Raw genomic sequence first — 14,881 nt, forward strand, 5'->3', positions numbered from 1 at the left:
TAATTCAACTTTCAAAGTAACTCTGCTTAACACAGTAATATGCAGGCCTTTCGCCTTTCTGATCAACGAGGGACAACGAACTTAATTCCTTCATCACTTTTCTTAATGTTGCTTCTGATTTCGAAAATATTTCGCTGAGCTCTTTAATTGTAAGACCTCTACTGGAATCAAAGAAGTAGTCTTGTGCTAACACGAACATGACTTCCGCGTAAAATCCATCCTGATCCTTCAAGATACTCTCTTCCATTATTTTTCGACTTGCTAAGTTCAACAACTCACTCTTTTCCTTTAATTCTGCATTCATTTGTATAAGAGTTTCTAGAATGATCTCCAGAAAGTTCTCAATAAAGCAGTTCATTTCACCCCTGCTCTTTATGCTGTTTGTGATCTCAAAAGAATCCAAATATTTATTTTTATATTTATTGCATCCTCTTGATAAGGAAAGTGTTGAAATATTACCTAGCACTTCAGATAAATAGATACTGCTAATAAATCTTGAGGTTCTCCCGTTTCCATCATAAAAAGGATGAATATACCCAAAATAATAATGCCCTATAGCAATTTTGATCATCATAGGAACCTCATTATTATCATTCATAAACCGTAATAACTGTTCTGAGGCACTAATAACTGCAGACTCTGGTGTCATTCCTTGATGAACGACCTTGCCTGTACCCGACTTTTTCAATATATAAGTTGTTTCACTTCTAAAAATATTACCATCAGGCAGTTCCTGCTCCTCGATCTCACCATTTGTAATATCATCATATATTTCACGTATATTATAAGGTGTCTTTGGAGGTACGATGTCATTATTCAGAAGACGTATATACGACTTAATCATGCTTTCAAATCTTTTATTTGAACCTCTATTTAGCTGTATTTCTCTAGTACTTCTCGCTATCTCCTCTCGAGTACTTCTTATACCTTCAAGGTCATTTGTGTTGTATAATTCCTCTACTAAGCACTCGTTTATAAATTGTTTCTGTGCAACTGTTGGTAATTCATTAAAGATATTTTCAAATTGGTCAGACACTGCATGGATCTTACTCACAACTTGAAGCATATTATTGGTAGGAACATAATATAGTTCATAGTTATTGGGCTGGTTCATCGGTTTGATATATAAGCCAAAACGGCTAGTCGAATCAAAGTTGAATCTCTCATTGTATTTTATCTGAAAATCAGTTGCATTTTTTTCATGAAATATTTTATAGAGATACCTCATGTCGACACCTCTTTGTTTAATTTTAAAGAATATTTTACATATAAAATAGAGGGTGTCTATATCTAATTATAAAAATATCTATTTTTTTGCAAATAGACTGAATTAATCCTTGTCTATCACTTTAATATTAGCTCCACATTCGCATCTTCCGTTTCCGTTTTTTTTGATCTTCACTATTCTTTTACAGGAAGGACAAGTTACATTCATAAATAAGATCTCCTGTCTATTAAATGTTACTATTTTGGACAGGATAGATATTAAATATTCACTTGCTAGTCTTCCATCGTTTATTTAGATCAAATAAATCCAAACCGTTTCTTCTTATAAAATGGTTCCGCATCCCTGAGATGTTCGGCAGCCCAGCCCTTGCTATCGGTAATATCAAGCAATGATCCGTTCAGATAAGGCGAAGCTGCTTGGGCAATGTCTCTGAACAGCTCTGCCTGACTCCCCTCGAAATCGACGATGAGGAGATAGCTTTGTTCTTCTCCTTTTACCATCCATTTTAAGTAGGCTTTCTTAACGCCCTTCTGCTTCTTCAGACAGGCCTTTAACGAGTGGGAGAGAGGTTCTGGCACCTCACTAGGTTCACCAATCCGCAGCGTTGTTCCTTGAGGAACCTTCACTTCCTCAATTGCCGCGGCAGAAGGTGAATGCTTCGTCTCAACTGGGGCTGCACTTTCGTTCTGAGCTCCATTGTCTATGCTACTCTTTGTCTCGCGATCAGCTTGGCTATCATTTTGTGCTCCTGCTGATGGGTCAATGGTTACATCTGTTGCTGCTTTAATCGGTGCATCTGCTGATGCATCATTTAAAGCTTGTCTCGACACCTCATTCGGCACTGCATCAGATGTTCGATCTGGCGCGTCACTTGTTGCTTCGGTTGGCACATCATCTGTATTACTCTCTTGTACAGCCTCGGTTGGTGCTTCCTTAGAAGCTTCAGCCGAAGCCGAATCAAGCTCCTGTCTGTACGCCTCAATCATCTGTTTGTTTTTCTCATGGATGGGAATCGGAATCCCCCTGCAATTCACGACAATTCCATTCATTCTTGCTGATATCGCCACGATGTCATCGTATGTAGCAATGTTGCTGCTCCACACCTTCTTATCGTAAGCCTTCTCAAACTCTTTCCAATCTGTAAATACCGGCAGCCATTTCGAATCACCCTCGCCGCCCAGTACGGCAAATTGGATTCTTGCACCTTCCTTGATCGTCTTTCTGCCCTGCTCATCTGGCGTAGACGGCACTTTTTCCTCCAGCTGCATCGGGACTAGATACTTGGCACGAATCACTTCATACAGCATCTTGGCCTCAAACTCCTTGGCCAGCTGTTTTGCTCCTTCTCCGCTCCGTCTGGTGCCAATGAATTGAAAGAAGCGAATAATAGCATGCTGCAAATCTGGATTGGTTACAGGAATATTAATCTCGGGTGTATCGCCAAATTCCGGTGGCGGCAGCAGTTCATCCCGATCCAGCAAGGTGTGGTACTGCCCATTATCTACGAGTATTTTTTGCAGCCCAAGCATGTGAAGCTCGCCAAACATCTTCATCAGATCTTCCTTGTTAACCCGCTTCATCTCCAGCATCAGCTGCTGCTGCATGAAATAATCGGCTGCATGCGATGCATATTCCTCTGTTGAGAACATCCAGATGCGATCCTCTGCATCAATGTAAGGGTAATTCGTCTTTTTCTCATAGGCTATGTATAACGCTTCTGCGTCTCTTACTTTCTCGTGCAGCACGTTAATTAACAGACTGATTCTCTCATCCAGCTGCTTCGCTGGAGCTGCCTCTTTTGTCTTGAGGTGTTTACCTGAATGAATGAGAAAGATCAGTTCTTGTATTTCCAGTTCATTGCACTCATCTATTAAAATATAGGGGCTTAGCAAAAACCTTCTTCCTAATTCGTCCTTTCGTTTCTCGTTCATCCCATTCCCTCCGTCTCTGAAGTTGTAGTGAGCTTCCTCATCAAATATCATCTCGGGCTTCATTCGGCTCTGCTGTTTCCCAGCTTCATACAGGGCTCTATACATAATGTAACATAGATTCTACCTTCTCTATCACTTATCCGTACTATTCTTCAACAATAAACCGGCTTTGCACCTATCAGCAAGGGCAAAGCCGGTTTATATGTTCAAGGTTTCTTCATTAGTTCCCTTAAAAAAAAGACTGCTACTTAAGGATCTACCCTTTTCTGTAGCAGTCTTTATTCATTTAGATTATTTCAATTCAGCCAATATTTCTTCAATCTTAGCAAGCTCAGATTCCAAGCCGCCGCCGCTCAGGTACCACAGTGGACCGTCAAGGTAAACGACACGATCGTTCTGGTAAGCGGTTGTTTTCTTGATGATGTCATTTTCCATATCGGCTTCGATATTCGATTCGCCGCCTGTAGCTGCGGTACGGTCGATAACGAACAATACTTCAGGGTTGAATTCCAGGATGGCTTCAAAGCCGAAGTTAGAGCCGTGGGATGAAGATTCGATATCCTCTGTTACTGGCTTGAATCCGTATACTTCATACATATATCCAAAGCGGGATTCGGAGGCGAATCCTGACAGATTGCCTTCATTGTACATTGTCACCAGGGACGTCTCAAAGTTGCCTGCAAGCGTATTGATCTCTTCTAGAGCTGCATCGAATTTCGCAGTGTACTCTTTAGCTTCTGCTTCTTTGCCAAAGATTTTGGCTGCCGTGTCCACAGAAGCAAGGAAAGTGTTCCAGTAGTCATCCTGCTGTGTACCCACGAAGAGGACGGGAGCAATCTCTTTCAGCTCTTCATAGTAAGCAGATTGACGACCAGAGATGAAGATCACGTCTGGCTCAAGCTCTGCGATATCTTCCAACAGCGGGCTCTTGAGTCCGCCTACACTTACGTAGTCATCGGATGCAAATTTTTCAAGGTGAGCTGGCAAAGTGGAGTCTTTAGCAACACCAACGATTCCTTCAACACCCAGTGCATTTAGTGTATCTAAGAAGCCATAGTCGAATACAACGACTTTCTCTGGCATTTTTTCAAAAGTAACATCTTCAAAGTTGATCGTTCCGTTCTCTTCACTTTCAGATGAACCAACCGTAGGAGATACGGTTAGCGGGTATGTAGCCGTTGATTCTACAGCTGTCTCTTCACCAGCTGCTTCATTTCCGCTTGCCGTTGTCTCATTCTCAACGACTGCCGTTTCATTCGTTCCTTCCGCTGTACTACCTTCTTCCGTTGTTCCGCATGCTCCGAGCATCAAAGCGATGGCAAGTATTGCAGAAGTAAATTTCCACTTTTTCATGATCACTAACTCTCCCCTTTTCGTTTCTCTTATTTATAATGATAATCATTATCATATTGTTGATAACGATTCTCATTATATTGCTTTAAAGCATGATAAGTCAAACGTTTTTTACAAAGTTCTCATGATTTCTTATACGAGATTTAATAAATTGTTCAATTTTATTGGTTTATGCTGCCCCCTCCTAAAGCGATCATCTTAAAAAAAGGCTGAGAAATCAGCTGTTTTAGCTGCTCCTCAGCCTATAATCAGGAACTCTATTTCACTTAGGATTGGGCATCAAAATAGACACAAATACGGTTACCATTCTGCTCTTGAACCGGAATCGTCATATCGTAGATATCACGCAGAGCCTCGGTATTAATAATTTCATGTGTCGGCCCGTCCTTCACCAGCTTGCCATCCTTAAGCGCCACAATCCGGTCAGAATACACGGAGGCAAAGTTGATATCATGGAGCACGATAATGACCGTTTTGCCCAGCTCATCAACGAGCTTGCGTAGAATTTTCATAATTTGGACAGAGTGCTTCATATCCAGGTTGTTCAGTGGTTCATCGAGCAAAATATAGTCCGTATCCTGTGCAATGACCATGGCAATAAATGCTCGCTGCTTCTGTCCGCCTGACAATTCATCCAAATACTTGTCCTGCATATCAGCAAGATTCATATATTCAATTGCTTGGTCTACGAACTGCTCATCCTCTGCATTAAGCCGCCCTTTGGAATAAGGGTAACGTCCAAAGGAAACCAGCTCACGCACCGTCAAACGCACATTAATAAAGTTTGACTGCTTCAGTATGGATACCCGCTTTGCGAACTCGCTCGACTTCCACTTCTTCACATCATTTTGGTCGATAAATACTTCCCCTGTATCCGAATCAAGCAAACGGCTGACCATGGACAGCAGGGTAGATTTACCCGCACCATTCGGACCAATGAACGATGTGATCAGCCCTGATTCAATTGTTACTGACACGTCCTCTACAACAGGCTTCTTGCCATATCGCTTCGTTAATCCTTTGATTTCGATCATCTTCCAGCCGCCCTGCTTTCTTTGAGTAATAAGAATATAAAGTAGATTCCACCGACAAAGTTAATGATGACGCTCAGTGTGGTGCGCAGCTCCAGTATATGCTCGACGAGAAATTGTCCGCCGACCAGCGCGATTATACTAATTAGGCTGGCCCCCAGAATTAATATAGAGTGTTTATAGGTCACTATAAATTGATAAGCGAGATTGGCCACAATGAGTCCAAAGAACGTGATTGGGCCGACCAGCGCAGTAGATGTCGCAATCAGCACCGAAGACAGGATCAGCACTCTCATGACCATGCCATCATAGTTAATACCAAGATTGATCGCATTCTCACGGCCCAGTGACATGACGTCGAGCTTGTGCATAATACGATAACCATAAATAAATGCTATGCCCAAGATCACAATAGACACGTACAACAAATCGACCTTAACATTGGTAAAGTTCGCGAAGAGACGACTTTGAAGGCTTAGATACTCTACCGGATCAATCAATACCTGCAAGAAGGTGACGAAGCTTCCGAGCAGTGTGCCCAAGATCATTCCTATTAATAGCAGCAAATAAATGGGATGCTTGTCTGCCCTAAACAGGAACCGGTACAAGATGAGCGCGAATAGAACCATAGCAGCAATCGCCGCGCCAAAATTCAAGTACTTATTCAGCACCCATACCGACATGGAGCCGGCAAAGAAATAAATTAAAGTCTGCACGACCTCATACATAGAATCCAAACCCATAACAGACGGCGTCAGAATCCGATTACGCGTAATCGTCTGGAATACAACGGTTGAATATGCGATAGCGATACCTGTTACAACCATAGCCCCGATGCGGACCATGCGTCTTGGGAAGGCATAATCAAACCCGCCTTTTATATCATAGAAGGCATAGAGCAGAATGCATGCAAGGCCAACAACCCCTAGTAGAATTAACTTTGTGCTATTTTTTTGCATATGCTCTCCCCCTAAACAACATAAATAAGAAGATCGCACTGCCAATTACCGCCACCGTTACGTTAACTGGAATTTCAAAAGGATGAATTACAATGCGCCCCACAATATCACAAGCCAATAGGAATACTACACCAAGTGCTGCGGTATGCGGAATGGTTTTGCGCAGATTATCCCCCAGATACAGTGATACAATGTTAGGAACAATAAGTCCCAGGAACGGTATAACACCAACGGTCAGCACAACAGTTGTAGCAATAATCGCAACTAAGATAAGTCCTATATTCAGCACTGTTTTGTAGCTCAGACCTAGATTCTTGGCAAAATCCTCGCCCATGCCTGCAACCGTAAATTTGTTGGCATATAAGTACGCCAGGATAACAGCCGGAACACTCAGGTACAAGAGCTCATAGCGCCCTGCAATAACAAGGGTGAAGCTGCCCATCAGCCATGAAGAGATATTTTGAAGCAAATCCCCTTCATAAGCGAAGAATGTCGTGATTGAGGATAGAATATTACCATACATAATCCCGATGAGCGGTACGAAGATAACATCCTTAAATTTAATTCGATCCAGAATTCTCATAAATACCAGAGTGCCTGCAAGTGCAAAAACAAAGCAGAAGATGACCTGCCACGTATAGCTTACATTCGCAAAGAAGAGCATTGATATCAAGATGCCCAGCTTCGCTGCATCAAGCGTGCCCGCTGTCGTGGGTGATACAAATTTGTTGCGGCTTAAGGACTGCATAATCAATCCCGCGATACTCATGCCGATGCCTGCCAGTATGATTGCCATTAAGCGGGGTACCCGACTGATAAGGAAAATTTGCATCTTATCCGAATTACCGTTGAACAGGTCAAAGATGTTAATATCAATCGCACCAATAAACAGCGAAACAAAAGACAGGACTACGGCTGCCGCTATTAACATCCATAGTCTCATAAGTATTCCTCATGTTATAAGTATTCTCTTTATGACAATTGATAACGATTATCATTCTGAGTATGGGTCAATTATATTTTAATAACTCTCTTTTATCAAACCATTTTCCATATAAAATTTGATTAGAGCCATTTGATCTATATATGCAAGAGGCCCTGAATCCATACTCGGATCCAAGGCCTCTATCTGATGTTTTATGATAAAACAGACATTTTTAGTGCTGCACAGCAGCAGCTATTACATGCTTCCATTAAGCTTCATGGGAGACGGTTTGATAGACGCCTGCTCGATACTGCCAAGACCTAATATCTTGGACGTTGATGTAGAGATCTCTTGGAGCATCGCACGATTCTCTACCAGCGATACGCCATAGGAAGGAATCATCTCCTTGATCTTTGGCTCCCAGCCCTTCATCTGCTGCGGAAAGCACTTCTCTAATACTTCCAGCATGACATGCACTGCCGTGGAAGCGCCAGGTGATGCCCCAAGCAGCGCAGCAACGGAGCCGTCCGAGGCACTAACAACCTCTGTTCCGAATTGGAGTGTTCCTCTGCCGCCGGTCTCTGTATCCTTGATGACCTGTACACGCTGACCAGCCACCACGATTCCCCAGTCCTCGGTCTTCGCATTCGGAATGAACTCGCGCAGCTCCTCCATCCGCTTCTCATTGGACAGCATAACCTGTTGAATTAAGTATTTGGTAAGAGCCATTTCCTTCACACCTGCCGAGAGCATCGTCAGGATATTGTTCGGTTTGACGGAACCAATCAGATCGAAATAGGAACCCGTCTTTAGAAATTTCGGTGTAAAGCCTGCAAACGGACCAAACAGCAAGGACTTCTTGCCGTCGATGTATCTTGTATCCAGATGCGGAACAGACATTGGTGGGGCTCCAAGCTTAGCTTTGCCGTATACTTTGGCATGATGCTTCTCCACCACTTTAGGGTTGTTACACACCATGAACAGTCCGCTGACCGGAAATCCGCCAATATGCTTGGATTCAGGAATCCCTGTTTTCTGCAGTAACGGTAAGCTTCCTCCGCCACCGCCAATAAAGACGAATTTCGCTGTGTGGTACTCTGTTTTGTTGCTGCTTAAGTTATGAACCTTCACTTGCCATAGTCCGTCGCTAGTTCGTTTTATGTCCTTCACGCTGTGCTTGTAGTGAAGCTCGACATTTTGTCTCTTCAAGTGATCGAACAACATGCGCGTCAAAGCGCCAAAGTTGACATCTGTCCCCGAGTCAATTTTGGTCGCTGCGATCGGTTCATTGGATGTGCGTCCTTCCATAATAAGCGGTACCCATTTCTTTAACTGTACAGGGTCATCGGAGAACTCCATCCCTTGGAATAACGGATGCTGTGAGAGCGCTTTAAAACGATTCTTCAGATAAGATACGTTCTTCTCCCCTTGCACCAGACTCATATGCGGGATGGGCATGATAAATTTCTGCGGATTACGAATTAAGTTGCTTTTGACCAGATAAGACCAGAACTGTTTAGATAGCTGAAATTGTTCGTTGATTTTCGTCGCTTTGCTGATGTCTATAGATCCGTCAGGCTTCTCGGAAGTATAGTTGAGCTCACACAGAGCAGCATGCCCTGTGCCGGCATTGTTCCATTCATTAGAGCTTTCCTCTCCTGCGCTTCCTAGCTTCTCAAACACTTTGATTTTCCATTCAGGTGCCAGCTCTTTGAGTAATGAACCCAAGGTAGCGCTCATGACTCCGGCACCAATCAAGATCACGTCTGTATTCATCCGTATGTCACTCATTGAAACCCTTCCTCATCGCCTATATTTGTAAAAAAAGGGCAGCGCTCTGCTATAAATGTCGCAATCAGCAAGGGCGTCACCTTGGAACTAACATCTTCTACTATTACCATATCATATCCGGTGCCATGTTTTGTAGAATATTCCGTGTTTCTTCTCAGACAATTATAAACGATTAAATTCGGTTTAAAAAGTGTAAACTCCGAGAAATCCGATGGCAGAAACTTAAATATTGCGTCCTCTTTGAACTAAAATCCCTACCTATTAGTAGAATTGTAGTAGATTTTTATTGACAATACGGCAAATGGATTATATGTTTTACGATATTGATAATCATTATCATACATAATATCCTACGCTGGTCACCCATTTAAGGTTAGTAATGCATTAAAAAATATAAATAGATAAAGGACGGGTACGTAAATGAAACAGAACTTTTCTCTGAGAACCATCGTAATATCCGCAATACTAGCCGTTACACTTGTCGGGTGCGGAGCCCAGCAGACCGATTCTACTTCCACGTCAACAGAAGCACCTGCCACTTCTACAACTACGGAAGCACCTCAAACTGAAACACCGGTTACCGAGGATGAAGCATCCGAATATCCGATCACGATCAAGCACGCTTTTGGCGAAACCGTTATTGAGAGTAAGCCGGAGCGTGTAGCTACGGTCCAATGGGCGAACCATGATGTTGTTCTTGCTCTCGGCGTTGTACCTGTTGGATTCTCTGCGGCCAATTACGGCGTTGAGGATGACAGTGGACTGCTGCCTTGGACGGCTGAGAAGCTGAAAGAGCTTGGTGTAGATCAGCCTAATGTATACCAGGATACGGATGGACTGGATTTCGAGGCTATATCCGACTCTGATCCTGATGTCATTCTTGCAGCCTACTCGGGGATCACGCAGGAAGACTATGACCTTCTTAGTCAAATTGCTCCGGTTGTCGCCTATCCGACAGCTCCATGGCTTACAACATGGCGTGAGCAAGTGCAGTATAACGCAACAGGCATGGGCATGAAGGCAGAAGGCGAGCAGCTTATTAAGGATACCGAGAATCTGATTAAAGAAAAAGCAAGTGAACACCCTGAAATGCAAGGCAAAAAAGTCGTCTGGGTTAACTTCTCGGCTGACGATATGTCCAAAATGCATGTGTATACACCTACAGATCCACGCGGCGAGTTCCTGATTGAGCTTGGAATGGAATATCCTGAGAGCGTAACATCACAGATTGAAGACAAAACCAGCTACTCCTTGAGCCTAAGTGCAGAGAATGCTGATGTACTGAACGATGCAGATCTCATTGTTGGATATGGCGGCGAGGACTTGTATGAAGCTGTCAAGGCAGATCCGCTGCTTGGTAAAATTCCTGCCATCGAGAGAGGCTCCGTTGTATTTATCGGTAACGGCACACCTCTTGCGGCTGCCGGCAATCCGAATCCTCTGTCCATCGCTTATACGATTGATGATTACCTGGATCTCATCTCAGAAGCAATCAGCAAGGTCGAATAGTTCTAATTTACTAAACTGACTCACTCCATAAAAATATAAATTCAAAAAGGCAGGGTATGTATTATGAAAGACTCTCAGAAATACTCTATAAAAACAATCGCGGTATCGGCAATACTTGCGATTGCACTTGTGGGCTGCGGAGCCCAGGAGTCCGATTCAACTTCAACTGCGAATGAAGCTCCTGCAAATTCTTCAGCAGCGGAAGCACCTCAGACGGAAACACCGGTAACCGAAGAGGATGCGGATGCTACCCAGTATCCCATCACAATTAAGCATGCTTTTGGCGAAACAACGATTGAGAGCAAGCCTGAACGTGTAGCTACCATCCAATGGGGTAACCATGATGTTGCACTTGCCCTTGGCGTTGTACCTGTTGGCTTCTCTGCAGCGAACTACGGTGTACAAGACGACAGCGGACTGCTGCCTTGGACGAAGGAGAAGCTGGATGAGCTTGGCGTAACGAATCCGAATGTCTATCAGGATACAGACGGACTTGATTTTGAAGCCATCTCTGACTCCGCTCCTGATGTCATTCTCGCTACTTACTCGGGTATTACACAAGAAGATTATGATACGCTGAGCCAAATTGCTCCGGTTATTCCTTATCAAGAGACAGCCTGGGTAACCACTTGGCAGGATCAAGTTCTGTATAACGCAATGGGAATGGGTATGCAGGCAGAAGGCGAGAAGCTCATCGAAGACACAGAGAACCTGATCAAGGAGAAATCATCCGCGTATCCAGATATTCAAGGTAAGACAGCTGCCTTCGTATATATTACTCCAACCGACCTGTCTCAGCTCTCGGTATACGCGCCAGGTGACCCTCGCGGAGACTTCCTGATGGAGCTCGGCATGACGTTCCCGGAAGGACTTGCAAGTCTAGTGTCGGAAGACAGCTTCTATCTGCAGCTAAGTGCAGAGAATGCAGATGCGCTTAAAGATACGGACATCATCGTTACCTATGGAGACGAGAACCTGCTTAGTGCCCTCCAAGCAGATCCACTCCTTGGCAAAGTCCCAGCTATTGAAAGAGGCTCGGTTGTCGTGATCGGAGACAACACACCGCTTGCAGCTGCAGGTAACCCAAATCCACTTTCAATCGCAAGTACGATTGATGAATATTTGGAATTGATCGATGCATCTGCTAAGAAAGTCAATGAATAATCCAGCGACATTAACAGACAAGCCGCAGAATTCGCCCGCACCGAAGCATTTTGTAGTGGTCCTGATTCTTAGCGTGATTGTTCTCGGTATTTGCGTGGTGGCATCACTTGCATTCGGTTCAAGAGTCATCGGACTTAAAGAATTAATGGACGCGTTGTTCCATCCAAGCAGCGAGTCCTATGATGCCAACGTCATTGCGCAGCGAATTACCCGAACCGTGTTCAGTCTCTTATGCGGAGGTGCACTCGGTATTGCCGGTGCCCTCATGCAGGCAGTCACGCGCAATCCGATTGCCGATCCAAGTATTCTCGGTGTAAATACCGGTGCATCCTTGTTTGTTGTTGCCGGAATTGCATTCCTGAACATTGGCTCGCCTAATGAATTTATCGTGATGGCCTGTATCGGCGCGGCGGTTACTGCGATGTTTGTCATGGGGATCGGCTCGCTTGGACGAGGCGGACCCACACCTGTTAAACTCGTGTTAGCGGGGGCGGCTACTAGTGCTGCCCTTTCTTCACTAGTAAGCGCCATTATGATTCCACGCTCGAACGTGATGGATCAGGTTCGCTACTGGCAGGTGGGAAGCGTCGGGGGAGCAAATTGGAGCGATATCGGGATCTTCTTTCCTTTCCTATTAATTAGTTTTCTAATCGCCATATTTACGGCTCCTGCACTGAATGCGCTGGCACTAGGAGATGAAGCAGCAACCGGCCTCGGTGTTCGGACCGGAGTTCTGCGTCTAATTGCGTCATTCGCTGCGGTTATTCTATGTGGTACAGTAACGGCACTTGCGGGGCCGATTGCATTCGTCGGACTTCTGGCGACACATCTAATACGTTTGATGATCGGACCTGACCAGCGTTATCTCATTCCCATGTCTGCGCTGACAGGAGCGATCGTATTAACCGGATCCGACGTGATTGGAAGAATCCTTGGAAGACCCGGAGAGCTTGAAGTAGGTATCGTTACTGCCTTCGTCGGCGCTCCGATTCTAATCATACTAGCGATGAGATCGAAAGTGCGTGCCTTATGATGAATAATACGATCAATTTAATTGTATCCGGCAGACGTCAGCGACGCCGCCAATATGTGCTGGTAACGACAACACTTGCTGCTATTGCTTTTGTGCTGTGCGTCCTGATGCTCTATTTTGGGAATACGATCTATCCGGTGGATGTGATCGCACGAGTATTATCGGGTGAGGATATCAAGGGTGCGACATTCGCGATTGAGACGATCCGTCTGCCGAGGATGCTGGCAGGCTTGTTCGCTGGATTTGCCTTCGGTCTAGCCGGAAGCGTCTTCCAGACCATGCTTCGCAATCCGCTTGCGAATCCGAACGTACTCGGCATTACCTCAGGCTCAAGTGCAGCGGCTGTATACTGTATCCTCATTCTTCATACGAGTGAAGCGGTTATCTTTATTGCCTCTGTCATCGCCGGTCTGGCTACGGTCATGCTTCTCTATCTGTTATCTCATAAAAAGTCCTTCTCATTCGGGCGTTTAATTCTTGTCGGTATTGGTCTTGATGCTATGCTCGGCTCCGTCATATCTTATATGCTGCGGATCAGCTCCGAGCATGACATCGGTTCTGCGTACCGCTGGCTAAGCGGTACACTTAACGGCGCCCAGATGGACGAGCTTCCGCCACTAATCATTACGGTACTTGTATGTACACCGATCGTTGTCTTGTTAGGCAGACATCTGAGCCTGCTAGAGCTTGGCGAGCAGGCAGCTACTTCTCTCGGTATCCATACGGATAGAACGCGAATAGCGCTGATTCTCGGCACCGTCTGTATGATTGCGGTCGCTACCGCCACTACAGGACCGATTGCCTTCGTCGCTTTTCTGGCTGGACCGATTGCCAAAAGACTTGTCGGTGCAGGTTACTCTACTGTCATTCCTGCCGGTCTTGTCGGAGTTATCTTGGTTCTGGCAGCAGATTTAATCGGACAGTTTGCTTTTGAGACTAGATTCCCTGTGGGCGTCATCACTGGAATCCTCGGAGCGCCTTATCTGATCTATCTGCTCATCCGAATGAATCGAAAGGGAGATTTTTAATGAAACCGACTCACGTATTTCAAGCAGATCAATTGGCAGCGGGTTATGAGCAGCGAACGATTATTGAGAATATCAACCTGATCATTCCCAGTAATCAGATTAGTGTCATTATTGGGGCTAATGCCTGCGGTAAATCGACACTGCTCAAAACGCTCGCCAAGCTAATCAAGCCGGAAGCTGGAGAAGTGACCCTGGACGGGAAGTCGATCAGTAAGATTCCTCCTAAGGCTTTGGCGCGTATCCTAGGACTGCTGCCGCAGTCCCCTATCGTCCCTGAAGGAATTTCTGTCGCCGATCTGATCGGCCGGGGCAGATTCCCCCATCAGTCCCTTCTTGGGGGATGGACGAAGAAGGATACTGAAGCTGTAGCAGAAGCGATGGAGATCATGAAGATTACGGAGCTTGCCAACCGCAGCATAGATGAGCTGTCCGGCGGTCAAAGACAACGCGTCTGGATTGCGATGGCACTCGCTCAGCAGACGGACATTCTTTTTCTGGACGAGCCGACAACCTTTCTCGATATCACCTATCAGGTGGAGATCCTGGATCTGCTTACCGATCTTAACCGGAAGCACGGGACAACCATTGTGATGGTTCTTCATGACATCAATCTGTCTGCACGGTATGCGGATTATATCTATGCGATTCGCAAGGGAGAGCTCATCGCTGAGGGACGGCCATCGGAGGTCATTACGAGTGAACTGATCAAGGATGTATTTGAACTGGACTGCACAGTCATTGAAGATCCTGTATCCGGTTCACCATTGATCGTGCCGAAGGGACGATATCATGTGAATGCAGCCTTGACCAGAGAATTCCAAGACGCTTAGAGCTTGTATAAGGATTCGTGTAAGAATTACATACAGAACATACAAAAGGCACCCGCTCGGGTGCCTTCTGTACGTTCTGCATTCTTTTTGCGAAACCTT

Annotated in this window: 12 protein-coding genes; 5 read left to right on the plus strand and 7 right to left on the minus strand. The window is 45.1% G+C overall.

The features are described 5' to 3' along the window. Positions 1 to 4 precede the first annotated feature (4 nt). From ACFSVM_RS24245 to ACFSVM_RS24275, 7 genes are all read right to left on the minus strand, one after another. Positions 5 to 1,228 (minus strand): Fic family protein, encoded by a 1,224-nt coding sequence (locus ACFSVM_RS24245; RefSeq protein ID WP_090724974.1) that lies wholly within the window; start codon positions 1,226 to 1,228, stop codon positions 5 to 7. Positions 1,229 to 1,524: 296 nt separating this feature from the next. Further along, entirely contained in the window at positions 1,525 to 3,159 is a 1,635-nt protein-coding gene (locus ACFSVM_RS24250; RefSeq protein ID WP_143042115.1) for an enhanced serine sensitivity protein SseB, read from the minus strand. Between the two features lie 291 nt (positions 3,160 to 3,450). After that, on the minus strand, positions 3,451 to 4,512 hold the full coding sequence (locus tag ACFSVM_RS24255) for a siderophore ABC transporter substrate-binding protein (protein ID WP_076314220.1): 1,062 nt from the start codon (positions 4,510 to 4,512) through the stop codon (positions 3,451 to 3,453). Positions 4,513 to 4,778: 266 nt separating this feature from the next. Beyond that, a complete protein-coding gene (locus tag ACFSVM_RS24260) occupies positions 4,779 to 5,546 on the minus strand; it encodes an iron ABC transporter ATP-binding protein (protein ID WP_076314219.1) in 768 nt (255 codons plus the stop codon). Then, entirely contained in the window at positions 5,543 to 6,502 is a 960-nt protein-coding gene (locus ACFSVM_RS24265; protein ID WP_076314218.1) for an iron chelate uptake ABC transporter family permease subunit, read from the minus strand. The genes ACFSVM_RS24260 and ACFSVM_RS24265 overlap by 4 nt, the downstream gene beginning before the upstream one ends. Next, positions 6,489 to 7,445: an ABC transporter permease gene (locus ACFSVM_RS24270; RefSeq protein ID WP_076314217.1), complete on the minus strand. Its 957-nt coding sequence runs from the start codon at positions 7,443 to 7,445 to the stop codon at positions 6,489 to 6,491. Before ACFSVM_RS24270 ends, ACFSVM_RS24265 begins: the two co-directional genes overlap by 14 nt. 237 nt (positions 7,446 to 7,682) lie before the next feature. After that, positions 7,683 to 9,218, minus strand: a complete 1,536-nt coding sequence (locus ACFSVM_RS24275) for a malate:quinone oxidoreductase (protein ID WP_090724977.1) — start codon at positions 9,216 to 9,218, stop codon at positions 7,683 to 7,685. A gap of 420 nt (positions 9,219 to 9,638) precedes the next feature. Here ACFSVM_RS24275 and ACFSVM_RS24280 point away from each other — a divergent pair, with 420 nt between their 5' ends. The 5 genes from ACFSVM_RS24280 to ACFSVM_RS24300 all read left to right on the plus strand — a co-directional run bounded on the left by ACFSVM_RS24280 (position 9,639) and on the right by ACFSVM_RS24300 (position 14,782). Continuing rightward, positions 9,639 to 10,727, plus strand: coding sequence for an iron-siderophore ABC transporter substrate-binding protein (locus ACFSVM_RS24280; protein ID WP_076314215.1), 1,089 nt, complete (start codon positions 9,639 to 9,641; stop codon positions 10,725 to 10,727). Between the two features lie 63 nt (positions 10,728 to 10,790). Continuing rightward, the gene (locus ACFSVM_RS24285; RefSeq protein ID WP_076314214.1) at positions 10,791 to 11,891 is read left to right on the plus strand and encodes an iron-siderophore ABC transporter substrate-binding protein; all 1,101 of its coding nucleotides are present in this window, start codon (positions 10,791 to 10,793) and stop codon (positions 11,889 to 11,891) included. Further along, positions 11,884 to 12,924: a FecCD family ABC transporter permease gene (locus tag ACFSVM_RS24290; protein WP_076314213.1), complete on the plus strand. Its 1,041-nt coding sequence runs from the start codon at positions 11,884 to 11,886 to the stop codon at positions 12,922 to 12,924. Before ACFSVM_RS24285 ends, ACFSVM_RS24290 begins: the two co-directional genes overlap by 8 nt. Further along, entirely contained in the window at positions 12,921 to 13,952 is a 1,032-nt protein-coding gene (locus ACFSVM_RS24295) for a FecCD family ABC transporter permease (protein ID WP_090724978.1), read from the plus strand. Before ACFSVM_RS24290 ends, ACFSVM_RS24295 begins: the two co-directional genes overlap by 4 nt. Continuing rightward, positions 13,952 to 14,782 carry an ABC transporter ATP-binding protein gene (locus ACFSVM_RS24300; RefSeq protein ID WP_090724980.1) on the plus strand — a complete coding sequence of 277 codons (831 nt, stop codon included), beginning with the start codon at positions 13,952 to 13,954 and terminating at the stop codon, positions 14,780 to 14,782. The genes ACFSVM_RS24295 and ACFSVM_RS24300 overlap by 1 nt, the downstream gene beginning before the upstream one ends. Positions 14,783 to 14,881 lie beyond the last annotated feature (99 nt).

This window comes from Paenibacillus shunpengii, assembly GCF_042684905.1.
Taxonomy (GTDB): domain Bacteria; phylum Bacillota; class Bacilli; order Paenibacillales; family Paenibacillaceae; genus Paenibacillus; species Paenibacillus shunpengii.